Here is a 26934-nt window from a genome sequence, read left to right as displayed (position 1 = left end):
GTACATATGGATGAAAAAGCAGACATAGCAATAATCGGCGGCAGTGGTATTTATGACCTAAGCTGGTTTGACAATGTAAGGCAGGTAGATATAGATACACCGTTTGGTAAACCATCCGATGAAATTACGATAGGAGAATATGGAGACAGAACAGTCTGTTTCCTGCCGCGGCATGATGCAGGACATCGTATATCTCCCACACAATTAAATTCCAGAGCCAACATATTTGCGCTGAAAAAACTGGGAGTAAAACGTATAATATCAGCATCTGCAGTGGGGAGTTTGAAGAATGAAATATCACCACTGGATCTTGTAATACCAAACCAGATATACGATAGAACAAAATCAAGAACCAGCACATTTTTTGAGGAAGGTATTGTTGTACATGCAGGATTTGCCGACCCATTCTGTCCGGAACTATCCGAAACTATAACCGATATAGCTCGTTCAAAAGGTTACAATGTACATGATAGCGGCACATATGTCTGTATAGAGGGTCCTCAGTTTTCTACCCGGGCGGAATCCAGTGTGTATCAATCTCTTGGGTTTGATGTTATCGGTATGACTGCGTTGCCTGAAGTAAAACTTGCAAGAGAAGCTGAAATCTGTTACACAATGATTGCTACAGTAACTGATTACGATGTTTGGAAAGAACAGGACGTAGATATTGCTACAGTGATTGAAAACACCAGAAAGAATGTGAATGCAGTAAAGGATATTGTAAGCGATGCTATTGAAAAAATACCGCTTGAAAGGGACTGTGTATGCAAAAATGCTCTTGAAGGTGCAATAATTACAAACCATAACATGGTACCTTATGATACAAAACGCAAACTTGAACCTCTGATTGGGAAGTATCTGGAAGAATGACCAATATTTAAATATATGTATCCATCCATAATAAAAATAGGTGAATGGATGCCTCACAAATGTACTAAATGTGAACAAATTTTTGAAGATGGTAATTCGGTAATATTAAACGGATGTCCTAATTGTGGATGGAACAAGTTCCTATATGTAGGTAATGAGTCGCAAGCAGATACATCAGTAGCCAACGAGGAACAATCCTCTATAGATAATAAAGCACCAGAATCTACAAATGATGAAAAATTGGTCAGAGAGGTAAATGAGGTACTGGGAACCAAAACCAGTAAATTACAAAAATCAAGTGTGATGCAGGATGATGACAGAGTGGAATCTGTTAGGATACTGGGTCCTGGTTCATATGAATTGAACTTAAGTTCCATAATGGAACGAAAAGAAATCATTATGGCGATAAAAGAAAACGGAACCTACGCGCTTCATCTTCCGTCGGTGTTTGATAAAAAAAAGAAATAACTTCTTTTTAAACCTCTCTGGCATCTATTTTCAAATCCAGTTAACTATCCATTCATGCAAACAATCTTAAAAATTTAAGTATTATACGGAGAATCGTATGAATAACAGACCATCTGAACGATTCTGGGAACTTGATTTTTTTCGCGGGATTGGAATCATCCTGATGGTTGTATTTCATTTTCTATATGACCTGAACTATTTTGGAGGCTATGATTTTAATCTGCATTCCGGTTCTTTACTGTTTATGGGAAGAAGTGCAGCGATAATTTTTATTTTGCTTGTTGGTATATCTTTGACAATAAGTATATCCCGAACAAAAAAATATGCTGAAAATGTCTGGAATTTGTATCCCAAATACATCAAGAGAGGTTTGAGGATATTTGGCTGGGGTTTGCTTTTAACGCTTATCACATGGATATTTATCGGTCAAGGAGTAATTGTTTTTGGAATCCTTCATTTCATAGGAATCTCAATTATTCTGGCGTATCCATTTTTGCGTTTTAAATCTATGAATCTTGTTCTTGGGCTTTTATTTATTTTACTGGGTTCGTATCTGCAGACATTCAGTGTTGATTTTCCGTGGTTTTTGTGGCTTGGTTTTGTGCCTGAAGGATTTTATACATTTGATTATTTCCCGATTTTCCCATGGTTTGGTGTGATACTTATAGGTATATTTACAGGAAACCTCCTATACCCCAACTACACCCGAAAATTTAGTATTATGGACTTGTCCCGCAAATATCCAATAAATATGTTTTGTTTGATGGGAAGATATTCTCTTTTTATATATCTCATCCATCAACCGTTTCTGATTATTATCCTATACCTGCTCGGATTTTTGGGTACAAGTACGATAACCATTTAACTCGATTATAAAAAGTCAGTAATCATGGTCTGCCCGTCTTTTATTTTGAAAAGCTTTGAGACCTCAACACCAAGTAAACGGAATTTGCAATTTCCGTTGTTTTTTATAAACTGATTCATCAATTCCTTGCTTTCTTTTTTAATAACACCTGCTTCTGAGCGATACGATACAAATGTCTTTGACCTTGTACATGTTGTAAAGTCATCCAATCTCAATTTCAGGGTTACTGTTTTGAACAGATATTTCTTTTTAACAAGTGAATTGTGAACCTCATCACTGAGTATATCGATAATTTCCTCAGCGGTTATAGGGTCGGCGATGTCCTCATCGAAAGTATCTTCTTTACTTATAGATTTTACTTCAGTTTGCTCCTCTACTTCTCTGTTGTCGATTCCTTTTGCAATTTGATACATACGAAGACCGGATTTACCAAACTTTCCTATCAGTACCTGAACGTCAAAATTTTTAAGATCCCCGATGGTTTTTACACCCAGATTATCCAGTGCTTCATTTGTCTTTTTACCAACACCCGGTATCTTGGAAACCGGAAGTGGTGATAGAAAGTTTTCAACTTCTTCAGGTTTAATAGCGGTTAAACCGTCAGGTTTTTTGAAATCAGAGGCTATTTTTGCTATTGTTTTGTTGGGGGCGATGCCAATGGAGCAGGTAAGTTTTTCATAATTGTAGATTTTATCTTTTATCTGTTGCGCATATCTAACAGCGTCCTCGTAGTTTCCAACCGTTTTTCCAATTTCAAGATATGCTTCATCAACGCTAACCTGTTCGAATTTATCAGAAAATTTTTTGATTATATTCATAACTCTGGATGATACCTGTTTATAGAGTTCCATGTTAACAGGGAGGAATACAGCATGGGGGCATAGTCTGTAGGCTTTTGATACAGGCATTGCTGAACTGATTCCGTATTTTCTTGCCTCGTACGAACATGTACTTACAACTCCTCTGCCTGTGCCGTTTTTTGGATCGGAACCAACAATTACAGGAAACCCTTGAAGTTCGGGGTTTTCTCTAACTTCCACAGAAGAATAAAAACTGTCCATATCTATGTGGAATTTAATACCGTTTGATGTATCATCCATCATCTGACAATTAAAATCGTTAATAGATATTTTTTATTATTCTTTCAAACAAAAATATTTAAATCCCATATAGTGTAAGTTAAAACGATACAAATCCAGAGGATAATAATTAAATGATGTACCTGCTAATAGCAATAACCGCCTATATCGTAGTACTTTTTCTCACACTGCGTGATATTCGTATATATAAAAGAACAAGGTATCAATCCTACAGAAAAGGTGCAATGAAAGGTATTGCAGCAATGTTTGCTACACTGCTTGGAGCGATATTGACACTGGCAAATCCAAGTATTGGTCTTTTACTTGTTCTAATAGGTCTTTTTATAAACCGTAAAGGAGTAAGGGAAAAGGTATTTCAGAATGCAGGTACTTTGGATAGGTTCCTGGGAAAAACCGACATCGATAATCAATAATTCGATTTATCCAAAAGGTATAAATGCAAATAATGGTTACCAATACGGCAAGATTTGAAAAACCCGTAAAAAATTATTTTATAAACAGCAAGGAGAGATATATATGGGAAATATAAGACAGACCAACATCAAAAACATATCAGAACGTTTAATTAACAACTACCAAAATGTATTCTCAAAAGACTTTGAAAAGAATAAGCACCTTGTAACAAAATACAGTACAATCAAAAGCAAGGTCATCAGAAACCGTGTGGCTGGTTATATCACCCGACGCATGTCACTTAAAACTACTATTACTGAATAAAGGTTTAAGTAGTGATACTATGTTTGAAGGTGTCATGCCGGCTCTTATCACTCCTTTTAATGAAGATGATTCTGTTAATATACAGGGGTTCAAGGACAATATCAGTTATGTTGAAAAGGGTGGTGTGTCGGGTGTAGTTGCCTGTGGAACTACAGGTGAATCCGCGACACTGTCAACATCAGAGCATAAAGAACTGATAGACATAGCAGTTGAATGTGCAAATGTACCGGTTGTTGCTGGTACTGGCTCCAATAACACAGCAGAAGCATTGGAACTTACAAGATTTGCAGAAGATGCAGGAGCAGATGGAGCGCTTTTAATTTCGCCATATTACAACAAACCCAATAATGCTGGTCTTATAAATCATTTCAAGACAGTAGCAGAAAATGTGAATATTCCTATAATACTGTATAATGTACCATCACGAACAGGACAGGATATGCCTCTGGAAGTTATACAAGAACTTTCAAAAGTGGACAACATTGTGGCAATTAAAGACGCATGCGGTGACCTTGCTAAAATGTCACATATGATTGAAAATACAGCTGATGAAAATTTTACTGTAATTTCCGGAGAAGACCCATTAACACTTCCAATCCTGTCGATAGGTGGAGAAGGGGTAATTTCAGTTACTGCCAATATCATACCTGATAAAATGGTAAAACTTGTCAATGCAGCTCGGGAAAATGATATCAAAACCGCAAGACAGGTTCATTATGAGATTGCTCCGGTTATACGTGCAATGTTTACAGAAACCAATCCAATACCAGTTAAACGTGCCGCTGAACTGGTAGGACTTGCCGGTGGGCACCTTCGTTTACCACTTGCACAGCTTAGTAATGATAACGAGCATATTTTGACAGATGCTCTCAAAACTCTGGGGTGTCTTAAATGATAAAAGCAGCAGTGTCTGGTGCTTATGGACGTATGGGAAAGATGTTAATTGATAATATTGTAAATTCTGATGATTTTGAATTATCAGCTGCTTTTGATATATTCAATATCGGGAATGATGCAGGAGAATTATCAGGAGTAGGAACAGTGGGTGTGCCCATATCAGATCCTGAAAACATGGGAGAGATACTTGCTGATACAAATACTGATGTTATGATTGATTTTACAGCTCCTGATGCCACTGTTCAGAATGTGACTGCTGCATCTGAAAATGGTGTTAATCTGGTTATTGGTACCACAGGTTTTACTGAAGAGCAGAGGAATACCATTGAGCAGTTTATCATGAAAAATAACAACTCTGCAGTCATAGCGCCCAATTATTCAGTAGGTGTAAATGTATTTTTTAAGATGATAAAGGAGATGTCCAGGTATTTGTCCGATTATGATGTTGAGGTACTTGAAGCACATCACAATAATAAAAAAGACGCTCCAAGTGGAACTGCTTTAAAAGCAGCGGATGTTATAAGTGAAACACTTGGCGGTAAAAAATATGTATATGGTCGTCAGGGACATGCACCGCGCGGTGATGAAATAGGAATACATGCTGTTCGCGGTGGAGATATAGTGGGTGAACATACTGTTCTTTTTGCAGGAGAAGGTGAACGCATGGAAATTAAACATCAGGCAGGTTCAAGACAGGCGTTTGCAGGTGGAGCAATAAAAGCCGCCCGGTGGATTACAGGAGCAAAACCCGGAATCTATACAATGGAAGATGTACTCGGTTTTTAATTTTTAAATCAGGTTATCCGCAATGTTTTCAGATATGATTCTTTCACAGTAATCACATCTGAGAAAAACATTCCTGTTTTCGTTGTTTACGGTAAAATTTGATTTGATGGGTTCATTACTGTTTGTGATACAATTAGGGTTTACACACTTTACTACACCCTCGATATGTTCTGGTATCTGGACCTGTTTTTTACTTGCTACTTTGAAATTGCGTATGATATTGATGGTGGCATTTGGTGCAATTAATGCTATTTTATCAAATTCCTGTGCATTAATTTCGCGACCTTCAATTTTTATAACATCTTTTTTTCCGTGTGAACTCGGTGCATTTATGAGCACACTCATGATTCCTTCAGATGTGCCGGGTTTCCCGATTATTTTGAGAACATTTAACGCCTGACCTGCAGTTATATGGTCTATAACAGTACCGTTTTCAATAGGCTGAACTCTGATTTCATGTTTCTCATTAGAGTTTTCGATAGTCATTCTACACACCCCATTATAAGCGACAGTAACGCCATCCTGACAGGAACTCCGTAAAATGATTGTTTGAAATAACATGCGTGAGATGTAAAGTCCACACCAGAATCAATTTCATTTACTCTGGGAAGTGGATGCATGATTTTTAAGTCGGGATTTGCATTCTTAAGGAGTTCATTTGTAACCTGTAAACTGGTTGATACTCTCTGATATTCTGCAGGGTCAGGGAAGCGCTCCTTTTGTATTCTTGTCACATAGAGGACATCCACATCCTGTATAGCATCTTCCATAGAATCAGTCTGCTTTACTTCTATACCTCGGTTTTTGAGATCTCTTATTATTTCACGGGGCATTCTGAGATCTTTTGGAGATACCAGTGTTATTTCGGCGTTGTAATGAGATAATGCATAACAGAGGGAATGGACAGTGCGTCCATATTTTAGGTCTCCTGCAATAGCTATTTTGACTCCATCCAGCCGGCTCTCTCTTCGCATGGTATATAAATCAAGAAATGTCTGGGTGGGGTGATGTCCCGCACCATCACCTGCATTTATGACCGGTATAGTGGTCATTTCAGCCGCCATTTTTGCAGAACCTTCTTTAGGATGTCTCAGTACTATTCCGTCAGCATATCCCTCTATCACACGTATAGTATCTGCAAGATTTTCTCCTTTTGTAATTGAGCTTGCATCAACAGCACCAAGGCTTAATACATCACCGTTAAGCCTTTTTATGGCGGTTTCAAAGGACATCCTTGTTCTTGTACTGGGTTCAAAAAAGAGGACTGCCAGAATTTTTCCATTCAGAATGTCGGATTTTTCTTCATTTTTTGCGATGGGTTCAAGTTTTTCTGCAGTATCAAGGATATGGTCTATCATATCCCTTGAGAAGTCTTTCATTGAGATTATGTCAAGGTCTTTGAATCTCATCCGTTTATCCACAACAACGACATGGAATATATTTTTTGCTGATTAAACATGGGATAAAAATCCGGTTCAATTAAAATTTGGTACGTTTTTTAGTTTATACAAATTCAGTTTTTACATTCTATAAATTAAAACCCAATTTAGATTTTGATGTAAATTGGAATTATTTAATAATATATTTTCATTTACAAAAAAATAAGTAACCATCCAATTTTTGGCTGGTGTTTTTTACTATTAATTATTGCATCATTAAACATTCTTATGGTTCAGGTTTCTAATTTTTCGAAAAGGTAATTGCTTATAACCAGAAGTATAAACGTAACTATCAGTAAAATACCTATATCAGTAACTATTCCAAAATCAGAGCTACCTGTCATGGAACCTCTTAATCCATCGACACCGTAGGATAATGGATTGAGTTTTGCCAGTGTAGTGACAACATCGGGGAGGTTATTTATCGGAAAGAGTGCACCAGACAGGAAGAATATTGGTATTATCACAAGGTTGATTATCAATGGAAAAGCTTCAGGGTCATCCAGTTTAGCGCCCATTGATATTCCAAGCAGTGAAAATAAAAATGAGATTAAAAACATAAACAGTATTATCAATGGTATAAATAACAGACTATCTAACCTGAATCCTATAAAATAACTTACAGGTAGTAGCACGACACCCTGGAACACTGCAGTAGTAGCTCCTCCTATGGAATGCCCGATTAATAAAGATATACGGGGGACGGGTGCAACAAGACTTTCTTTTAAAAAACCAAATTGTTTGTCCCATAATATAGAGACCCCGTTAAACACTGACCCAAACAAAAGTGCCATACCCAGTATTCCCGGTGTAAGAAATTGGACATAATCCCCTCCACCTGCTTGTTGGAATACTGGTCCAAGTCCAAACCCAAGAGCCATAAGGAATATTGTTGGTTGGGCAATTGAAGCTATAAGCCTTGGTTTTGATCTCCAGTACTCTTTTATTTGTCTCATCCACATGATGCGTATTGGGCCAAGCATTTTTATACCTATAAAATCTGTAAAATATATTTAACGCCGGATCTCATGTCCTGTAAGTTTTAAGAACGCCTGTTCCAGGGTATCAACCCCTGTCATCTCTTTAATCTGTTCAAAAGTTCCAATCGTCTGTATCTTACCTTTGTCTATTATGGCTATTCGGTCGGCTATTTTTTCAGCCTCGTCCAGATTATGTGTTGTTAGAAATACGGTAAGGTTGTTATTATCTTTTAAGTTTCTTATATATTCCCACAAAAATGCTCTTGTATGTGCATCCAGTCCAATTGTGGGCTCATCAAGGAAGAGCACCTGTGGGGTGTGGATAAGCCCTCTTGCAATTTCGATTCTGCGCTTCATCCCGCCAGAAAAGGTTTTGATAAGATCATCTTTTCTATCCAGAAGTTCAACATTTTCAAGTAGTTTGTTCACCCGTCCTTTAATTTCTTTCTTGGGAACTTTGTAAAGCACTGCATGATATTCCATATTTTCATATGCAGTCAATTTTTCATCAAGACTGTTACTCTGGAATATAACACCTATAGATTTTCTTACATCATTTTTCTTGTGCAGAACATCGTATCCGTTTACTTTGATATTTCCTGATGTAGGCTGGAGTATGGTTGTTAGGATTTTTAGTGAGGTTGTTTTACCGGCTCCATTAGGTCCCAGAAATGCAAAAATTTCTCCTTCATTGACATTGAATGTAATATCATCAACTACTGTAAATTTTTTATATTGCTTTGTTAGAGAGTCAACTTCAATTGCATTCACTTTATCCAGCCTCTTGATTAATGAAATTATATGTAGTTTTATTTTCTGTTTCATCTAAACAATAAAGATGATGTTAAATTTGTTGTGACATAGTTGTTACATAATTGGAAGTAACAGGCTAAAGGTAAATATAGAAATTTATATAGCAGAAAAAAACCTTAATGCAAGAAACAGAGAACAGTTAATATAAAAAAAGAGGCTGGTAAAAAGAAAGAGAGGGGATGAATGTTTAGGTAGCCAGCCTCTTCTATTATTATTTCAGATACAGTTTCCTGTCGATGTCTTCAAACTGCTCGTAATACTTGGCTCTCTGGAACAAATCCTCGAAATATTCGTCCATTTCTATCACCAATACTCCAATATGACATCCTGATATTTAAACAAGAGCCAAGCAGTGTGAAAGTAATCTCATTTTTAAATGGTTAACTACCAAAACGATATGCTGAGAATTATCGATTACTTTTTCTATAGACTAATTTATAGAAGAAAACTGCTAATCAGTGTATATAAACTATCGGATTATTTTATTTACAGAATAACAATAATTTTGAGATTGGTATATTTGTAGCATATTCTATTTAAGAATAGAGGTTGTCTTTGGAATTGACCAGAATCTTAAATCCTAATAAGTTTTATAACATACTTAATTTCTTTCAATTATGGGTATAGGAAAGGGGGAATATGTCTATTGGTAGACCTATCTTTGTTACAGGATATGCATCCGGTTTTACAGGCGCTATTTGCAGGGGTTTTTACATGGATGATGACTCTTACCGGTGCATCTGCGGTATTCATTATTAGGGATGTTGATAGATTGATAATGGATGTAATGCTGGGTTTTGCGGCAGGTGTAATGATTGCCGCCAGTTACTGGTCATTACTTGCACCTTCTATAGAAATGTCACTGCAAAATGGTCAGCTGCCTTGGTTTCCGGCTCTGGTAGGTTTTCTGCTTGGTGGGGTTTTTTTGCGTGGTATAGATAAACTATTACCCCATCTTCAATATGGTAGACCAAGTAATGCAAGTGAAGGAATAAAAACACCATGGAAACGCAGTACTTTGCTGGTACTTGCTGTAACTCTTCATAATATACCCGAAGGACTTGCAATAGGTGTTGCGTTTGGTGCGGTAGCAGGAGGAGGATACCCCTATGCTACATTATCGGGAGCAATGGCTTTGACCATAGGTATAGGCATCCAGAATCTTCCTGAAGGGACAGTGGTTTCAGTTCCGCTCAGAAGAGACGGGATGTCCAGTTTCAAAAGTTTTCTCTATGGACAATCATCAGCTATAGTGGAACCTGTAGCCAGTGTAGTGGGTGCAGCTCTTGTGATTTTGGTTCGTCCACTACTGCCCTACGCACTCGCATTTGCAGCAGGTGCTATGATTTTTGTAGTTGTAGAAGAAATGATTCCCGAATCTCAGAGAGGAGGAAACGCACCACTTGCAACAATGGGTTCTATGGTAGGATTTTCACTGATGATGGTTTTGGATGTAGCGTTTGGCTGACTCTTTGATTATATTTTCTTAATTATAATGATTTATCAGGAAAAATTATATATGGATTTGATTCATAAAAAACAGATGTAGTTGTGGGGTTCTGGATAATCATTTAATATGTATCAAGTTCAGATTCCCTTTACGGCCCTTTTTACAGAAAGATAGTTTCTTTCTGTTTGGTTAATACATGTATATAAGGGGGATATAATAAATGGCAAAAGTAGCTAGAGAAGTAGTTGAAAAAGCGGGAGTAGATGTTGATAAATTAGTTGATTTACTTGTTAAAAATGCAGCAGCAGAATTTACAACATTCTACTATTATACACTATTAAGGTTTAATTTAATTGGACTGGATGGTGAAGGTATAAAAGAGATTGCTGAGGATGCACGTATAGAGGACAGAAACCACTTTGAAGCCCTGCTTCCAAGGATTTATGAACTTGGTGGTGAAATACCAAATGACATGAAAGAGTTCCATGATATATCAGGGTGTCCACCTGCATATCTTCCTGAAAACCCAAATGACGTACAGGAAATACTTAAAGTGCTGGTAGAAGCTGAAAGATGTGCAGTACGCCAGTATACTCATATATGCAATATGACAGCTGGTAAAGACCACCGAACCTATGACTTGGCGCTTGCTATCCTTCACGAGGAAGTACAGCACGAGGCATGGTTTGCGGAATTCCTTGGTGAAGGTCCATCAGGACACTTTAGACGTCCTGCAGGTAAAAACTCACCATATGTATCCAAATTCCATGAATAATTAAAAAGGTATGGTCTGAAGCCATCAGACCCTTTTTCTTTAAAAATCATTTTCCATTACGTATGGATAACTCCATAACGTAACAGTAAGAACAACCGCTTTAAACCACGCATTATACATTTTGTTAACTTCTTCCTGATTGTGACCTTTCTTTCCAAGGAACGGTTTGATTGTGGAAGTTATGGGATATATAAAGGCGCTTAGGTATTTGTAATTGATATTTGGAACCGAATCTACATTATCTGTTTCATTCTTTTTGGTTCTGTGATGACGCAGTCCTATTTCGTACTGGTAATCGAGCCAATCTTTATAATAATGGAAGGTAGAAAACCCTGATGTCTTCAGCATCAGGGCTGAATACCGTCCAATATATAACTTAACATATAAATAATGACAAATGATAATTACTGAAATATGTTAAAAGCCTACAAGTATCGTATGTATCCAAATCAAACTCAACAGGAGTTAATTACAAAACATATAGGAGCTAGTAGGTTCATATACAACTGGGCATTGGAGAACAAAATCAAATCTTATGAGCAGGATGGTAAAGCAATATCAAGATTTGAATTGAACAAACAGATAAGGGCATTAAAAGATGACTATGAATGGTTGAAAGAGATTAACTCACAATCATTACAGGGAGCTACTCTTAACCTGGAAAATGCTTTTACCAAATTTTTCAAAGAAAAATCAGGTTTTCCAAAGTTTAAATCCAAGAAAAACCCAGTACAATCGTTTTCTGTTCCTCAGTATTATAAAGTCGATTTTGGTAATAATAAAGTATACATACCTAAAATCGGCTGGATAAAAACCAGGCTTCATAGAAGTTTTGATGGTAAACAAAGGACTGCAACTATAACAAGAACACCGACAGGAAAATATTATATCAGTATTTTAGTCGATGACGACAAACAATTACCACAAAAACAGACATTCTACGAAGTTAATACTATAGGAGTCGATGTAGGAATCAAGGATTTCGCTGTAACATCCGATGGTGAAAAAATCGATAATCCAAGATACCTGAAAAATTCAATTGAAAGATTGAAGGTATTACAGAAAAGGCTCAGCAGAAAAAAGAAGGGTTCTAACAATTACAGGAAACTGAAACATCAGATAGCAAAATATCATGAGAAAATTGCTAATCAGAGAGAAGATTTCCAGCATAAATTAAGTTCCAGGTTGATAAGCGAGAACCAAGCTGTAGCACTGGAATGTTTGAATGTAAAAGGACTGCTGAAAAATCATAATCTGGCACAGCATATAACCGATGCTTCATGGAGTAGTTTTGTTCAGAAATTAGAGTATAAAGCAGAATGGTACGGTAAAAATATTATCAAGATAGAACGATTCGACCCATCAAGCAAAATCTGTCATGTATGTGGATATCATCATCAGGATTTAGAACTTAAAGACAGAGAATGGGAATGTCCTGACTGTAAAACGATACATGATAGGGACATCAACGCATCAGTTAACATTAAAAAATTCGCGTTGGATAGACAGAATCTAATAGGCATCAATTCACCTTCGGGATGAGGGGTAGAGCCTGTGGACTTGTTCCCATAAGGGAAAAGGATGAAACAGGAAGCCACTTGGTCTTTAGCCAAGTGGTAGTTCACTAATATCAATCTAGATACTGGTTCTGTATTTGTATTATTTCTGTACTGTCTTTTGCTCTGGAATATTCTTCAAGTGGTTCTTTATTCATTTCAATAAAATGTAGTCCCCATTTGAATTTGGACAAAATATCTGACGCCTGTTGCTTATGTCCAGTAATGTATAAAGCAGCTGCAAATGCTTCGACAGAATTGAGTCTGAAAGGTTTCCCGAAATTTACTGGATTGGCTGCAACAAGAAATGGTAAAGCTCGGTGTTTTAAATTTCTCTTAAGTATCTGTGGTAATACCTTGTCGATTTCTTCCCATGAACAGTCAAGAACAGTTATTCCTTTTGATACATCATCTGCCGGTGACAGTGCCTGTTCTGCCATAGGGTCAAGAAGTATACAGCCTCTGGGGATTTTATTTATTTTATCAAAAATCTGTGCAAGGTAAAAACGTGCCATTTTTTTGCCTGTACATTTTTTAGGGTCGCACTGGCTGACATGATATATATAAAGTTCAACATTGTTATTTACTGAATTCATGGTCAGAAGAACCTTTAAACTTGGTTAAATATTTAGAAACATTTTTTTAGCACGTTCTGTAATTTCTGAATACAGGTCGTTACCCTTTGCATCGATTCCGACTATAAGTGGTCCAAAATTTTTAATCTCTAGTTCCCAAACTGCTTCTGGCATACCAAGATCCAGCCAGTAAACATTAGAGACTTTTTTTATTGATTCAACTGCAAGCGCAGCACATCCACCGGTATATGCCAGATATACGCACCTGTTTTTCATTGAATCGGAGACGTTTTGCATTCCACCTTTTCCTACCAGTGCGCGGACATTGAATTTTTCAAGAAGTTCGGGGGTCATACCAGACATTCTGCTACTGGTTGTGGGACCTGCAGCAACAACGTCCCATCCACCATTATCTTTTTTCATCAAAGGTCCACAGTGATAAACCACAGAACCGTTAAGTTCAAAAGGTAAATTCTTGCCTTTTTCCGCGATTTCCAGTATGCGTTTATGGGCTTCATCCCTTGCAGTCAATACAGTACCGGTAAGATATACAATATCACCGGTATTTAATTTCATGATGTCCTGTTTATCAATAGGAGTGTAAAGATAGTGTACCATTAATCATCATCTCCAAGTGTAACCGAAGCATGACGGTTTGCCCAGCATTGGATGTTTACAGCAACAGGCAGTGATGCAGTATGACAGTGGGATTTTTTGACCTTCACAGAAAGAGCAGTAGTATCCCCACCGATACCCATGGGTCCAATCCCAAGTGAATTTACATCATCCAGAATATCCTTTTCAAAATCATCCATTTCACTGATGTTCTCCAAAAGAGCGGATTTTGCAAGTCTTGGAGCTTTATCGAATGAACCACCGATACCAATACCCAGAATTAATGGTGGGCATGGTTTGCCACCTGCATTAAGCACTGTTTCGGTGGCAAACTTTTTGATACTATCTAATTGGGTAGGATTAAACATTTGTAATCGACTCATGTTTTCTGACCCAGCACCCTTTGGAGCAACTGTAATGGTCAAACAGTTTCCTTCAATAAATTGATATTTAATATCGGGCAAACCCGTACCGACATTGTTTCCACTATTTTTACGGGTAATAGGGTCAACAGCATTGGGACGCAGTGGTATATCAGAGGTGGCGTATCTAACACCTTCTTCTATAGCATCTTCGAGGTCAAAATCCAGTCTCAGTTTTTTTCCTATCTGTATATAAAAAATAAGGATTCCGGTATCCTGACACATCGGTATTTCATGTTTTCTGGCAATATCGACGTTTTTTAAAACAGCATTTATCTGGGATCTTGCAACTTCACTGGATTCAGTATTTTCAGCAGATTTTAAAGCGTCCACAACATCATCTGGTAGGCTGGTTTCTGATTTTTTTAAAACATTAATTGTGGCATTAATTACTGATTCTCTGGTAATCTCTGTCAAAAAAGTCACCCTAATAAATTAGTGCGGGAGAAGGGATTCGAACCCTTGAACGTCTACACGAATGGATCTTGAGTCCATCACCTTTGGCCGCTCGGTAACTCCCGCCCGAGTGAGATACCTGACATAACTAATAGTGATTTTGTTTATAAATTTAACCCATTAATAAATTATTTATGGGTTTCATCATACACCCATTTCATGTAACCAGTTTCTCCACTAATATCCCATGTTACGATACATGGCTGGTCGTAGCTGTGAAGTTCTTGTACCCTTTTTTTAATTTTTTCGAATCTATCACTTGTGGTTTTAACAAGCATTGCGATTTCTTCATCTTCTTCCATATTCCCCTGCCATTCATAAATCGAACTTATGGGAAACATATTAACACAGGCAACAAGTTTTTCAGAAACCAGTGCACTCCCGATTTCACGGGCTTCTTCCATACTTCCCGCAGTTATATATACCTCCATATACATTGTAAGCACCAGAATTAATTATACCGTAGCCATTATATATAAAAATTGACTGCCTACTTATCATTATCTAACAAATTAATCGGAGAAATATCTTGAGTAATACAACCATTGCAATTGCAATATTCCTTTTTTACTGGATAGTAGTGTCGTATCTTAAAAAAAGGGGAACACTTGCAAAATACAATATTGATGCCTACGGACCAATATTGATGATCAGGACTGAAAGAGGTCAGGGGTTGTTAAAAAGCCTTGCTAGACCTAAAAGGTTCTGGAGATTGTTTGCAAATATAGGAATCCCTTTGATGTTTGCTGGGATGGTGGCAATGTTTCTGGTTGTAATCCTTTCAGACATTGCGATGCTGACCTCATTCGGAGGACAAACTCCAGAACCCGGAAAATTCAATGAACCTCAGAATATATTCCTGATACCGGGTGTCAATGATTTCATACCGCTTACATGGGGTATTATAGCACTGGTTGTAACCCTTGTAGTCCATGAATTTTCACATGCAATACTTTCCATTGTAGAGAATGTCCGTGTAAAATCAATGGGAATACTGCTTGCTCTCGTACCAATAGGCGGTTTTGCAGAACCAGATGAGGAACAGCTTTTTGGTGTGTCCAGAGATGAAAATGTAGGTAGTAGTGAATCTTCCATTGATGAAAAATCCGGTGAAACAAAAAAGGCTGCAACCACAAATCAGAGGTCAAGGATACTGGCTGCGGGAGTCATGTCAAATTTTGTTGTCGCCTTTATTGCTTTCTTGCTTTTCTTTGGACCTGTTCTTGGTGGAATCGGTTCAGTTAGTGATGCAATGATTACCGATGTAAATTCGGAATCCCCTGCTAATAAAGCAGGTATAGATGAAAACATGGTGATAACCCAGATTAATGATACACAAACAAGGAATGCAAATGATGTCATCAATTATATGATGAATGTATCACCCGGTTCTACGGTAGAGGTTCATGCGGTAAAGGATGGAACAACATCTACCTATGAAGTAGATATACAGGACAAAGAGCATGAACAGGTTCAGGGTATCTATATAAGCGATGTAGTAGAAGGATCACCGGCAGAGAATTCAGGGCTTGAAAAAGGAATGTTGATAGTAGGAATTGATAATAATTCAGTACAATCAATCAATGATTTTTCTAACTATATGGAAAATACAAGTCCGGGACAGGAAGTTGAAATAAAAGCTTTAAAGCCTAACCAGACCGATGCCAGTCCTGAACAATTAAATCTGACATTAGCCACATCTCCGGATGGCACACAGGATAAAGGTTTTATTGGTATATTCTATGAAAGAAGAAATCTTGAAAGTAATTCACTCGGGGTTGAAATCGGGAACTTTCCGGCTACCAGATACCTTGAAATGCTAAAAAGTATCCCTTCAAGACTTGATGAGCTTGGTGGATGGATAATTATCTTTGGGCTGCCTATTGTAGGTTTTGGAGGCGAAGGATTTCGAGGATTCAGCGGGACTTTTGCACAATTCTTTGAGCCTATAGGATGGGCTGAGCCACTTGGAATAGGTATATTCTGGCTGGCAAATGCTCTTCTCTGGATTGCATGGTTGAATTTCTATGTTGGATTGTTCAACTGTCTTCCAGCTGTACCACTTGATGGAGGTCATGTATTCAGAGGATATTTGCAGTCGTTTGCACAGCGTATAACCGGTAGTGAAGGTTCTGCAGAAAATATTGCAGGTGCAGTGACGATGATATTAACCTTGTTCATTCTGATATCATTTGCAATTATGATATTTGGACCCTACATTGTCCACGGGTTCTGAAATTGGCTGAAAGAAATGATAATTTTCATCTCTTTCAGTTTTTAAAATTATTTATGTAAGAGGTATCCGGAGTATATTGTTCATGGTTGCATCTTCTGTATATCCCAAACTGGACAGGTATTTTTTGTATTTGTTATGCGTAACTTTTACAACCATTTCTTTGTAACCTTTTTCTTTTAATGATTGTCTGTAATCCATATAATGTGATACAGCACCCTTTAAGTCACCGGAATTCAAAGACATATAATCTATTTTAATGTCTATAATACCGGATTTTATTTCGTATATACATACTCCCACCGGCATGAAATTTTTCAGAGTAAATACAGCATAACAATTTTTTAGTGAAATATCATCAATTTCTGGGAAGTATTTTCTAATATCGTTTTTGTGCTGTTCCAGAAAATTGTGTAGGTATCTTGAATTTTCTGCGGGGATTTCCAGTATATTGAATAAATCACCATCACGCCGTTTAAGCCGATATATATGATAAATATTCAACAGGACTATTATCCCGTTGACAATTGATACAGGATATGCATTCAATAAATATCCATAAAGGGTATAGGCACCCGCTCCCAGTAAACTGAAAATGCGCAGTTTGATGCTATTGCTCATTGTCAGAGAAAGAAGCCATAAAAGTGAACCGGCATAGCCTATATATTCGATTGTCATCCCATCTATAGATAAACCCTCCTATAAGACCATTCGTATGTCAAGATGATTCAGGAATACGTCACTTCACAGTTGCCAAAACGAAGAAATAATTAGTATATTATCACATATGACTGTATGATTTTTGTTTTTTATGGTAACTGTCGTCAAAAAGTTGAGGAAATTTTATATGTATTGTTCATTGAAGGGTCAGATTAATTAACTTTATTTTTAATACATGGTTCTAAATCTGGTTTAAAAGGTGAATCAATGATAGATTTACACACACATACAGTTTTCAGCGATGGAGAACTGATACCAAGCGAACTGGTTCGAAGGGCAGTAGTAACAGGTTATGAGGCGATAGCTATAACAGACCATGCTGATTATACCAATTTTGAACAGCTTGTAGATGTTGCAGAGAAGGCCAAATATCTTGAAGATGTCTATGATATAAAAATTCTATCAGGAGTGGAACTGACCCATGTACCTCCTGCAAAAATCGAACCACTTGTTGAGAAGTCAAGGAAAAAGGGAGCAGATATTGTGGTTGTTCACGGGGAAACTGTAACAGAACCTGTAATATCCGGAACCAATTCAACAGTTGTGGAACTTGGTGAAGTGGATATTCTTTCTCATCCTGGATTGATAACACAGGATGATGTCCAGAAGGCATATGACAATGACATATGTCTGGAAATAACGTCCCGAAAGGGTCATAATATTACCAATGGTCATGTTGCAAAACTCGGGCTTGAAGTAGGAGCTACAATGGTGGTAAACACCGACACTCATGGACCAGATGACTTGATAACAACGGAAATGGCACGAAAAATAGCTATGGGGTCTGGATTGGATGAAAAACAGGCAGATGAAATATTGCATAATTCTAAACAATTAATAACGTAAAGGCAGGGATTATATGTTTGAAAATACGGCGACAAAAAAAGTGATAGATATATCAGTTGGTATTTCTTCTTCTACTCCTGTATATCCGGGAGATCCAGTACCTGATATAAAGAAAGTTTACTGTTTACCGGATGATAGGGCATCTGTATCCAGTATTTCTATGGGAAGTCATACAGGAACACACATTGATGCCCCTTCACATATACTGGAAGATGGCAAATCTGTCGACAGTCTGTCTCTTGATACGCTTATCGGAAATGCTCTTGTTGTGGATTTATCAGATGTTAGTGAAACCATTAAAAAATCCGACCTTGAGAACATATTCAATAAACTTGATGCAGCAGAAAATTTGGATATTTTGCTGATAAAAACCCAGAATTCAAATCTTTGGAATGATTTCTCAACTGTTGGAATGGAGTCCATGATATCACTTGACAAAAGTGCAGGAGAATGTATTGTTGAAAATGGTTTTAAAACAGTGGGTATAGATGGTTTTTCTGTAGACGTTGAGCCTGATCTGGAAGTTCACAGATTACTACTTGAAAACGAGATAAATATAATAGAATGTTTGAATTTTAACGGTGTATCTGACGGTACATATTCGTTTGTTTGTTTACCTATAAAAATGGAAGGCTGTGATGGATCACCGGCAAGGGCTATATTGATTAATAATCCGTAAGTTTAATCCAGCCATTCATAAAATTTTTCCAGTGCCCTCATTCTGTGTGAAACCTTATTTTTTTCATAATCCCCAATTTCGGCAAATGTTTTGCCCTGATATTCAAATATGGGATCAAATCCAAAACCACCTTCTCCACGTTCACTGTACGCAATTTTACCTTCCACTTTTCCAGTAAAAACTATCGGTTCATTTTCAGGTTCACAGTAGCCAATAACAGATTTGAATGTGGCATCCCTTACAGTTTCATCATCCATGAGTTTAAGAACCTTCTGATTGCCGAGATGTTTTTCAACAAATGCGGAATAAGGACCCGGAAAACCATTTAAAGCCTCAATAAAAATACCGGAATCGTCAACTATAACAGGCATATTCAATCTATCTGCTGTCCATTTAGCACCGTAGTAAGCAATGGGCTCGAGGTCATCTTCCTGTAATTCAGGATATTCAAGATCTTTTTGAATAATTTTTATGTCCTTTTTTTCAAGTATTTCTTTTACTTCCCTGTACTTGTCCTCATTACCGGTCACAAAAACAATTTTACGCATACCTACCTCTCTTTTCTATATCTTTTACTCTTTTTAGTACTTTATCTGCCAGTATGTATTTTTGTCTATAGCCATCACAGAAAGCATTTATTAGCTTTTCATGGTCTTCATGGGTGCTTTCAAAAGTCTGGAACAGGACATGGACATCAACTCCCTGTGCTTCAATAGTTCTGTCGATAAAAGCCAGTCCGAAATCGATAAAATATATCCGACCGTCTTTAAGTATCAGGTTGGATGTAGTAAGGTCTCCGTGTATAATTCCACCATTGTGTAAAAGACCTGTAAGTTCCCCCACCCTTTTACTTAATTCTGGGTTTATTACGTTTTTGAGGGGTTCACCGTCAATGTATTCCATTTCTATTTTAAAATTCTGTATATCATAGATTATAGGAGTCGGTATTCCAAGACGCCTTGTTTCAGAAATCAACCGCGCTTCAGCACGGGTACGTTCTTTGCGTATTTTATCATCCAGTACTTTTATTCGATACCTTTTTTGAATACGTTCTTTGATAATAATGCCCTCTTCCTGTAGAACTATCGCCTCTGCTCCCTGTGTAAGATACATTCGACCAGTCTCCGTCTATATTAAATCCATGTAACTTCTACTGAATCAGGTCTAAAATTTGGGTCAACATGAGAATCTTTAAGACCTGTAATACTGCCTGACCTGTACATTAAAAGACCAAGATATGCAATCATAGCACCGTTATCTCCCATGAATCGCTTTTCAGGAACGTAAAAGGAAGCTCCTCTGTCATTACTCATTATATCAAGCATATCTCTAAGGCGCATATTGGCACCTACACCACCGGCAAGAAGAACTTCATTTTTGCCTGTATGAGCAAGTGCTCTTTCTGTAACCTCAACCATCATGGCAAAAGCGGTTTCCTGGAATGAATAACATACATCCTCCATTGCTTCATATTCCAGTGCATCTCTGGCTGCGGTAGTAAGTCCGGAAAATGAAAAGTCCATACCTTTAACTACATAAGGCAGAGGGACATATTTTTTAAAATTTTCAGCGTGTTTTTCTATTCTTGGACCTCCGGGATGATTTAAACCTGCACTTCTTGCAAATTTATCAAGTGCATTACCAATTCCAACATCAAGGGTTTCTCCAAAAACTCGGTATTTGCCCTTTCTGTATGCAAGAACCTGTGAATTTGCTCCACTGACATAAAGAACAACAGGGTCTTTTGCCGGTGTCTTCCATTTGCCCACTTCTATGTGGGCTATGCAGTGGTTTACACCAATAATCGGTATGTCAAGTGTTAAGGAAAGCATCCTTGCGGCTGTTGCAACAGTTCGAAGGCAGGGTCCAAGCCCGGGTCCTTGTGAAAATGCAACCGCATCCAATGTTTTGGGGTCAATTCCCTTGCTTTTGATGTTTTCCAGAAGTTTTTGTATAACAGTGGATGCATATTTTGCATGATGCTGAGAAGCCTCGCGCGGATGGATGCCGCCAGTGTCCGGTTGATAGGTTTCAGTCACCTCTGAAATAACATCATCTTCATCCACTACTGCTGCACTCAAATTCCATGCAGTGCCTTCAATCCCAAGAATTCTGGTTTTCAATTATTCCAATCTCTCCTGAACACTATAAAATTGATATTTATTATATTGACTGGATGTTGTGGTTACATATAAAAACTGGAGAATTATAATAACGTATCAATTTTGGTATTTACTATATAATCTTTTTGTGGATAAGGTTTTACCTAAAAAGTTAATGAATTACCCAAAATCTTGACAATTTTTGAAATCAGTTTGACCAAAAAAAGGTATAAACATTATTAAATTATCACAAAACCTTAAAAACTGAAAAATAAAAAATAATACACTGAGTAAAAGCATTGAAACTACTTAATTGGTGGTTAGCAATTTACATCCTTTTCCAGATAGCGGTTATTTTTTCAACTTCTATATGGGTGTATTCGTCTCCAATATCCCACTTCAGGCTTAGTACGCCATCATTACATTCAGCAACTGTGCCATGATATGTTTTACCTTCAGCATCAAGTGATACTTTTTTGTCAATGTAATATTTAGTTATAAATGCTTCTTTCAATATTTAACCTCCTATCATTAAATAATTTAGGTAAGTAAATTATTATTTTTCATATTTAACTAATTTATAGAAACAACGTTTCTTAATATTGATATTATTTGAATTAAATTTAATCTTATCCTCAACTAATGACCTAAACAGTATTACTAAATTTTATTTCAAAATGGATAATTGACATCCAGACATAGTTTCAACTAATATACAATTCAATTAGGGGGAAACTAAAAATGATAAAAAAATTGGTTTTGTTGTCTATAATTGTCACTTTTTTAATGTCTACAGCTTCAGCATTTAATGATACAGCAGGGTCAGGTAATTTCGAATGTAATGGTTCGACTTGTATGTGGAACCCTCCTGCTGATGCTATAGAAAAGACAATATATGCCGATCAAACAAAAGAAGTAGGTACACTTTATATTTGGAATGAAAGTGGAAACGTATCAGTAGCCTATAAAACTTTTGATGGATGGTTATTGAACAAAATAAATCTACATATTGATAAAGTTGAAGACGAAGATTATAAAAATGGTATTCCCGTCCCTGGCCAGGACGATATACCAATGACCAGTTCAGGAAACCCGATAACTGAAGAATTTGATTTACAGCTCGACTACTTAAATGAATCCAGTAGTTGCTATAATAACTGCACAAATTGCAGTGGTCAACTTAACCTCAGCTCATGGAAATTCGATGGCTGTAGTAAGTTATATGTTGCAGCCAATGCAGAAGTAGAACAGGGTTGGTGGCTGCCTACCTTAGGTGAAGTAAATTACAGTGTTCAAACTTCTGGTAGAGATTCATCATACTTCATCGCTGAACTTAATGATGGAGATTTTAATGGATCCATCGATGTTCCAAAAGATGATTATCTTTCATGGTGTATAGATGCAGTTACTGCAATATCACCGGGTGTAACCTATGAGGGAGTGGGGTTTTACCCGACATATGGACGTTGTTCTCCTGAACCATTCAGAGAATATCCTGAAGGTGATAATACCCCATGGCAGGATAAACTCAATTGTGTAAATTTCATACTCAATAATAAAAATGGTTCATATGACTTAAACGGTGAAAATGTTACATGGTCATCTGAAGACTTTGAAGAGATACAGGGAGTAATATGGAATATTACTAATCCAGAAACAATAAGCTTGTCAAATACCTCAGGTACTACTCCATATGGCGGTATCACATGGGATAACAAAACGGCTTGGGCTATATACCAGTATGCACAGTCAAACGATTGTGAAAACTTTACTCCTGAATGTGGAGATACAGCTGCAATACTTGTAAATTCTGATATATACAGTGAAACTGGTGAGTTATTAGACAAAGAACAACTTACCGTGATTGAAACTACCGTACCGTGTGATCCTTATGACATAGGTGAAAATGAAACAGCCTGGGCTGCTCAAAATGGACCATATACATATTCATTTGAAGGAGATGAATGGTCTACATACACTACTTCAATTGCAAGTCCTACAGAAACTTGTTCTGATATTAACATACAAAAATATGTTATGGGAACCGATGGTAACTGGTATGATGCTGATAGTCCTGAAGGTCCAGAGATTCCCGTAAATGATACTGTTACATTTAGTTACAATGTTACAAATACTGGCAATGTGAACCTTAGCAAAGTGAAGATATCTGATAACAGTTCAAACTTCAATTATACAATAGGAGAACTAAATGTAAGTGAAAGTTTCAATATAACAAATACAACATCTGCAATAAAAGGTCAGTACGTCAATATAGGTAATGTTACTGCTGAATATCAAGGAACTGAAATAAACGATAGTGACTTCGGTCATTATTTCGGTGCTGACCCGTCGATTGAAATCATAAAATATACCAACGGACAAGATGCAGATAAACCAAGGGGACCAGCAATACAAATTGGTAGTGAAGTAAAATGGACATATAAGGTAAATAATACTGGTAATGTGAATCTGACGAATGTTAAGATCACCGACAGTAGATTAGGGGATATCTGTACAATAGACACTCTTAACAAATCAGAATCTAAAACCTGTACAACCACGGGAACCGCCAAAAAAGGACAGTACAGTAATTATGGAAATGTTACAGCCTTGTATAACGGTATACAGGTAAACTATAGTGATACCAGTCATTATTTTGGATATGACCACTGGGCTGGCGTTCCAACAACTGAACCATTAGTACTGGTCGGAACACTTGGAATAGCGATATTGTTATTCATGAGAAGAGAACAAAAATAAGTATAAGTTAAATTCAGTGATTTGTTTTTTTCTCTTCTTTTATTTTTTAATTTTCCGGTAACCTAATTCCTTACTGTTTCTGACCATTAAGTAAGGGGATATATGGTCAAATCCATGGAAAAATAAGAATGGTTCCAGTCTGGGAAAAAGTTAAAAGTTAAACTATAATAAAACTCAACTATGAAAGTTATTTCTATAATCGGTCACAAAAAAACGGGAAAAACAACTCTTGTAAGTCGTCTAACAAAACAACTCTCCAGAACAGGCAAAGTTGGAACTGTAAAGAGCATGATTTATCACCGTTTCAACCCTGATGACACCGATACAAGTAGACATTTTGATTCTGGTGCAGATATGGTTACTGCTCTTACAAAAGATGAATTTGTGACCATATCCAAAAATCCTGACATTGAAAAGGCACTTGATACACTCGCAGATAATGGTATGGACTATGCCATTGTAGAGGGTGATAAAAACAGTGATTTGCCCAAAATTTTGCTGGGTGATATGGATGATGACCGTCATATAAAAAATGTAGTTGAGCAGGTTCCAGATGTATCCCACATCAACACTGATAAAATTATTGAAATAATCTGCTCTCAACCGGACTGGGTAACACTTGATTTACTGGTTAAAAAGGTAAAGAATAATCCAGAAATCAAAAAGGCAGGTGCTATAGGTACCTTTACAGGAGTGGTAAGGGAAATCACTTCAGAGGTTCAGACCAAGATGCTTGAATTCGAAAAATATGAAACAGTAGCAGAAGATAAAATAAACCAGATAAGTGTAGAACTTAAACAAAAGCCGGGAATAGTGGATGTGTTGATTCATCATAAATCCGGTAGAGTCAATCCCGGTGAGGATATTGTCTATATAGTTGTTGTAGCATCTCACAGAACAGAATTATTCCAGACTCTTAGTGAAGCAATTGAAAGAGTCAAATCAGAGGTACCTATCTGGAAAAAAGAAATAACGATTGATGGTAATTACTGGGTTCATGACCATGGTTAATTTAATAACCAACATTTTTATATTAATGACCTATTTTAACAACAAACATGATACAGGACATTTTAATACCATTTTTTCTTGTAGGTCTTGCGGAATTTGGAGATAAAACGCAGCTTTCTATATTGGTATTATCTACAAAAACAGGAAAATATGTTCATCTTATAGCAGGTATCCTTTTATCATTTATAATTGTAGATGGATTGGCGATATTTTTCGGAAACCTGGTTACCAATTTTTTGCCGGTTGATTATATTACTATATTAGCAGGAAGTATTTTCATAATTTTCGGAGCGCTGACATTATATCATCTAAATGGTTATGAAAATGAAGAGCTTCCCGAACTGAAATCTCCTTTCTTGTCTGGGTTTACTCTGATTTTGTTATCAGAACTTGGTGATAAGTCACTTATTGCAGTTACTCTGTTTGCTACAAAATATGAACCTTTTTATGTTTTTGCCGGAACGATTACAGCACTGATGATATTGTCAGTATTAACTGTATATTCTGGAAAAGTAATAATGTCCAGGATAAATAGTAAAATAGTTCAAAAATTTGCAGGGTCATTGTTTTTTATACTCGGAATATGGTTTTATCTAAGTTTGTTTTTCAACTAAAAATTTTAAACCAAATAATCTCACTAATAACTATTTTTTATAATGAAAAACATAGAGGTTATACTTGATAGTGATTTAATATATGTCTGTGAGAAACTATCAAACACCAACTACCGGATTGTAGAAGTTAAAAAGGACATACATAAATATTCCATAAATAATAAGCAGTATAATGCCTTCCAGACGTTTTAATTCCCAGTGAGTCCATATAAATAACAAAAGCAACAGGCTGACAAATATCACGAACGGAGTTATAAAGAAAATGTCAGTTTGAGTAATATCCAGTGGCAGTAAAAGACCAGAGACGCCAAATACTAAAAATATATTTGTTATGTTTGATCCAATCACATTGCCGAGTGCTATATGTCCATAACCTTTTTTTGCAGAACTGATGGTCACCATCAATTCTGGGAGTGAGGTACCCACCGCGACAAGGCTGATTCCCACCAGTGTATCAGGAACATTGAGTGCCTGTGCAAAAAATATCGATTCTTCTATAAAGTATCGGGCACCAATAACTACAGCTCCTATACTAATAACCAAGATTAAGATATCTTTGACCAAGGTATAATTGTCTTTTAATTCCAATCGATTGTCTGTGTTTTTATCAGTAAAATTGTTAAAACCGTTATCTACTTTTTCTTTTAGACTTTGCAGGTATTTGAATTTGACAAAATAACTTATAAATTCCTTAAAGTATGAATCTTTCATTGACAAATGCATACGTGCCTCATCAATCAGGAAAATGATATATGCTGTGTATAAAAGCAGGAAAATCAAAGAGTCAATTCTTGAGATTGTATTATCAAGAGATAGTATGAAAAAAAGCAAGGCTGCAAAAAGCATTATGTAGCCGTCTCTTTTAAGCATCTGAGTTTCGGTTTTTATGCTTGATATAAGTGCTGCACAGCCAACAATAAGGCATATATTTGCAATATTAGATCCCAATATATTCCCGATAACTATGCCATTGGCCTGGTTCAGTGAAGCAGTGGTGGAAGATGCCAGTTCTGGTAGAGAAGTCCCCACTGATACAATTGTAAGTCCGATGACAAATTTTGAAACTCCGAATTTTTCTGCTATTGATGAACTTGATTCTACAAAAAAATCAGAACCTTTTACCAGTAAGGTTAACCCGACTAAAAATATAATGAAATTCTCAATCATATACGACCTGACGACATT

32 protein-coding genes and 1 tRNA gene are annotated in these 26934 nt (G+C 36.8%); 16 read left to right on the top strand and 17 right to left on the bottom strand.

Annotated elements, in window-relative coordinates:
• Positions 1-6 precede the first annotated feature (6 nt).
• From mtnP to METEV_RS08410, 3 genes are all read left to right on the top strand, one after another.
• Positions 7-870 (top strand): S-methyl-5'-thioadenosine phosphorylase, encoded by an 864-nt coding sequence (gene mtnP, locus METEV_RS08420; protein ID WP_013195092.1) that lies wholly within the window; start codon positions 7-9, stop codon positions 868-870.
• A gap of 48 nt (positions 871-918) precedes the next feature.
• On the top strand, positions 919-1338 hold the full coding sequence (locus tag METEV_RS08415) for a Zn-ribbon domain-containing protein (protein WP_013195091.1): 420 nt from the start codon (positions 919-921) through the stop codon (positions 1336-1338).
• A 97-nt stretch (positions 1339-1435) separates the two neighbouring features.
• On the top strand, positions 1436-2203 hold the full coding sequence (locus tag METEV_RS08410; protein WP_013195090.1) for a DUF1624 domain-containing protein: 768 nt from the start codon (positions 1436-1438) through the stop codon (positions 2201-2203).
• Positions 2204-2208: 5 nt separating this feature from the next.
• On the opposite strand, the gene dinB is transcribed toward METEV_RS08410, so the two are convergent.
• Positions 2209-3303: a DNA polymerase IV gene (gene dinB / locus METEV_RS08405; RefSeq protein WP_013195089.1), complete on the bottom strand. Its 1095-nt coding sequence runs from the start codon at positions 3301-3303 to the stop codon at positions 2209-2211.
• Positions 3304-3419: 116 nt separating this feature from the next.
• Here dinB and METEV_RS08400 point away from each other — a divergent pair, with 116 nt between their 5' ends.
• The 4 genes from METEV_RS08400 (at position 3420) to dapB (ending at position 5703) form a co-directional block, all read left to right on the top strand.
• Entirely contained in the window at positions 3420-3716 is a 297-nt protein-coding gene (locus tag METEV_RS08400; protein ID WP_049891289.1) for a hypothetical protein, read from the top strand.
• 103 nt (positions 3717-3819) lie between these two features.
• Positions 3820-4020 (top strand): 30S ribosomal protein S17e, encoded by a 201-nt coding sequence (locus tag METEV_RS08395; RefSeq protein WP_013195087.1) that lies wholly within the window; start codon positions 3820-3822, stop codon positions 4018-4020.
• Between the two features lie 19 nt (positions 4021-4039).
• On the top strand, positions 4040-4915 hold the full coding sequence (gene dapA, locus METEV_RS08390) for a 4-hydroxy-tetrahydrodipicolinate synthase (RefSeq protein WP_013195086.1): 876 nt from the start codon (positions 4040-4042) through the stop codon (positions 4913-4915).
• Positions 4912-5703: a 4-hydroxy-tetrahydrodipicolinate reductase gene (gene dapB, locus METEV_RS08385; protein ID WP_013195085.1), complete on the top strand. Its 792-nt coding sequence runs from the start codon at positions 4912-4914 to the stop codon at positions 5701-5703. Before dapA ends, dapB begins: the two co-directional genes overlap by 4 nt.
• Positions 5704-5706: 3 nt before the next feature.
• Here the strand turns inward: dapB and pyrI are convergent, their stop codons facing one another.
• The 4 genes from pyrI to METEV_RS08365 all read right to left on the bottom strand — a co-directional run bounded on the left by pyrI (position 5707) and on the right by METEV_RS08365 (position 8947).
• Positions 5707-6189, bottom strand: coding sequence for an aspartate carbamoyltransferase regulatory subunit (gene pyrI, locus METEV_RS08380; protein WP_013195084.1), 483 nt, complete (start codon positions 6187-6189; stop codon positions 5707-5709).
• The gene (pyrB, locus tag METEV_RS08375; RefSeq protein ID WP_013195083.1) at positions 6186-7112 is read right to left on the bottom strand and encodes an aspartate carbamoyltransferase; all 927 of its coding nucleotides are present in this window, start codon (positions 7110-7112) and stop codon (positions 6186-6188) included. Before pyrB ends, pyrI begins: the two co-directional genes overlap by 4 nt.
• A 263-nt stretch (positions 7113-7375) precedes the next feature.
• Positions 7376-8125: an ABC transporter permease gene (locus tag METEV_RS08370; RefSeq protein WP_013195082.1), complete on the bottom strand. Its 750-nt coding sequence runs from the start codon at positions 8123-8125 to the stop codon at positions 7376-7378.
• Between the two features lie 30 nt (positions 8126-8155).
• The gene (locus METEV_RS08365) at positions 8156-8947 is read right to left on the bottom strand and encodes a daunorubicin resistance protein DrrA family ABC transporter ATP-binding protein (RefSeq protein WP_013195081.1); all 792 of its coding nucleotides are present in this window, start codon (positions 8945-8947) and stop codon (positions 8156-8158) included.
• Positions 8948-9581: 634 nt separating this feature from the next.
• Here METEV_RS08365 and METEV_RS08360 point away from each other — a divergent pair.
• Both METEV_RS08360 and dps read left to right on the top strand, forming a co-directional pair.
• On the top strand, positions 9582-10403 hold the full coding sequence (locus METEV_RS08360) for a ZIP family metal transporter (RefSeq protein WP_013195080.1): 822 nt from the start codon (positions 9582-9584) through the stop codon (positions 10401-10403).
• 202 nt (positions 10404-10605) lie between these two features.
• Entirely contained in the window at positions 10606-11160 is a 555-nt protein-coding gene (gene dps, locus METEV_RS08355) for a DNA protection during starvation protein (protein ID WP_013195079.1), read from the top strand.
• 39 nt (positions 11161-11199) lie between these two features.
• Here the strand turns inward: dps and METEV_RS08350 are convergent, their stop codons facing one another.
• Positions 11200-11508 (bottom strand): protoglobin domain-containing protein, encoded by a 309-nt coding sequence (locus METEV_RS08350; protein ID WP_049891153.1) that lies wholly within the window; start codon positions 11506-11508, stop codon positions 11200-11202.
• A 66-nt stretch (positions 11509-11574) separates the two neighbouring features.
• On the opposite strand from METEV_RS08350, the gene tnpB reads away from it, so the two are divergent.
• Positions 11575-12702 (top strand): IS200/IS605 family element RNA-guided endonuclease TnpB, encoded by a 1128-nt coding sequence (gene tnpB / locus METEV_RS08345; RefSeq protein ID WP_013195078.1) that lies wholly within the window; start codon positions 11575-11577, stop codon positions 12700-12702.
• An 88-nt stretch (positions 12703-12790) separates the two neighbouring features.
• Here tnpB and METEV_RS08340 read toward each other — a convergent pair whose 3' ends face one another.
• The 5 genes from METEV_RS08340 to cutA form a co-directional block, all read right to left on the bottom strand.
• A complete protein-coding gene (locus METEV_RS08340; protein ID WP_013195077.1) occupies positions 12791-13312 on the bottom strand; it encodes a DUF367 family protein in 522 nt (173 codons plus the stop codon).
• Positions 13313-13336: 24 nt separating this feature from the next.
• A complete protein-coding gene (locus tag METEV_RS08335; protein WP_013195076.1) occupies positions 13337-13909 on the bottom strand; it encodes a FumA C-terminus/TtdB family hydratase beta subunit in 573 nt (190 codons plus the stop codon).
• Positions 13909-14745: a fumarate hydratase gene (locus METEV_RS08330; protein ID WP_013195075.1), complete on the bottom strand. Its 837-nt coding sequence runs from the start codon at positions 14743-14745 to the stop codon at positions 13909-13911. Before METEV_RS08330 ends, METEV_RS08335 begins: the two co-directional genes overlap by 1 nt.
• A gap of 22 nt (positions 14746-14767) precedes the next feature.
• A tRNA-Leu gene (locus tag METEV_RS08325) sits at positions 14768-14850 on the bottom strand.
• A 62-nt stretch (positions 14851-14912) separates the two neighbouring features.
• Complete coding sequence (gene cutA, locus METEV_RS08320; RefSeq protein ID WP_013195074.1) at positions 14913-15221, bottom strand: divalent-cation tolerance protein CutA; 309 nt, start codon at positions 15219-15221, stop codon at positions 14913-14915.
• 92 nt (positions 15222-15313) lie between these two features.
• Here cutA and METEV_RS08315 point away from each other — a divergent pair, with 92 nt between their 5' ends.
• Complete coding sequence (locus METEV_RS08315) at positions 15314-17020, top strand: site-2 protease family protein (protein ID WP_013195073.1); 1707 nt, start codon at positions 15314-15316, stop codon at positions 17018-17020.
• A 51-nt stretch (positions 17021-17071) separates the two neighbouring features.
• Here METEV_RS08315 and METEV_RS08310 read toward each other — a convergent pair whose 3' ends face one another.
• Positions 17072-17695: a YgjV family protein gene (locus METEV_RS08310; protein WP_013195072.1), complete on the bottom strand. Its 624-nt coding sequence runs from the start codon at positions 17693-17695 to the stop codon at positions 17072-17074.
• A 249-nt stretch (positions 17696-17944) separates the two neighbouring features.
• Between METEV_RS08310 and METEV_RS08305 the strand changes: the two genes are divergently transcribed.
• Positions 17945-18583, top strand: coding sequence for a histidinol phosphate phosphatase domain-containing protein (locus METEV_RS08305; protein WP_013195071.1), 639 nt, complete (start codon positions 17945-17947; stop codon positions 18581-18583).
• A 13-nt stretch (positions 18584-18596) separates the two neighbouring features.
• Complete coding sequence (locus METEV_RS08300; RefSeq protein WP_013195070.1) at positions 18597-19262, top strand: cyclase family protein; 666 nt, start codon at positions 18597-18599, stop codon at positions 19260-19262.
• A 2-nt stretch (positions 19263-19264) separates the two neighbouring features.
• Here the strand turns inward: METEV_RS08300 and METEV_RS08295 are convergent, their stop codons facing one another.
• The 4 genes from METEV_RS08295 to METEV_RS08280 form a co-directional block, all read right to left on the bottom strand.
• A complete protein-coding gene (locus METEV_RS08295) occupies positions 19265-19810 on the bottom strand; it encodes an XTP/dITP diphosphatase (protein WP_013195069.1) in 546 nt (181 codons plus the stop codon).
• Positions 19803-20375 (bottom strand): Kae1-associated kinase Bud32, encoded by a 573-nt coding sequence (locus METEV_RS08290; protein WP_013195068.1) that lies wholly within the window; start codon positions 20373-20375, stop codon positions 19803-19805. The genes METEV_RS08295 and METEV_RS08290 overlap by 8 nt, the downstream gene beginning before the upstream one ends.
• A 20-nt stretch (positions 20376-20395) precedes the next feature.
• Positions 20396-21385, bottom strand: coding sequence for a bifunctional N(6)-L-threonylcarbamoyladenine synthase/serine/threonine protein kinase (locus METEV_RS08285; protein ID WP_013195067.1), 990 nt, complete (start codon positions 21383-21385; stop codon positions 20396-20398).
• 307 nt (positions 21386-21692) lie between these two features.
• Positions 21693-21878 carry an MM0924 family protein gene (locus METEV_RS08280; RefSeq protein WP_013195066.1) on the bottom strand — a complete coding sequence of 62 codons (186 nt, stop codon included), beginning with the start codon at positions 21876-21878 and terminating at the stop codon, positions 21693-21695.
• A 227-nt stretch (positions 21879-22105) separates the two neighbouring features.
• On the opposite strand from METEV_RS08280, the gene METEV_RS12735 reads away from it, so the two are divergent.
• From METEV_RS12735 to METEV_RS08265, 3 genes are all read left to right on the top strand, one after another.
• The gene (locus tag METEV_RS12735; RefSeq protein ID WP_013195065.1) at positions 22106-24124 is read left to right on the top strand and encodes a DUF7507 domain-containing protein; all 2019 of its coding nucleotides are present in this window, start codon (positions 22106-22108) and stop codon (positions 24122-24124) included.
• Positions 24125-24304: 180 nt separating this feature from the next.
• Entirely contained in the window at positions 24305-25135 is an 831-nt protein-coding gene (locus METEV_RS08270) for a molybdopterin synthase (RefSeq protein ID WP_013195064.1), read from the top strand.
• A gap of 47 nt (positions 25136-25182) precedes the next feature.
• A complete protein-coding gene (locus METEV_RS08265; RefSeq protein ID WP_013195063.1) occupies positions 25183-25749 on the top strand; it encodes a TMEM165/GDT1 family protein in 567 nt (188 codons plus the stop codon).
• 99 nt (positions 25750-25848) lie between these two features.
• Here the strand turns inward: METEV_RS08265 and METEV_RS08260 are convergent, their stop codons facing one another.
• Positions 25849-26916: a calcium/sodium antiporter gene (locus tag METEV_RS08260; RefSeq protein ID WP_013195062.1), complete on the bottom strand. Its 1068-nt coding sequence runs from the start codon at positions 26914-26916 to the stop codon at positions 25849-25851.
• Positions 26917-26934: the final 18 nt, after the last annotated feature.

This window comes from Methanohalobium evestigatum Z-7303 (assembly GCF_000196655.1).
Lineage (GTDB): Archaea > Halobacteriota > Methanosarcinia > Methanosarcinales > Methanosarcinaceae > Methanohalobium > Methanohalobium evestigatum.
This window is presented reverse-complemented; position numbering and strand designations above follow the sequence as displayed.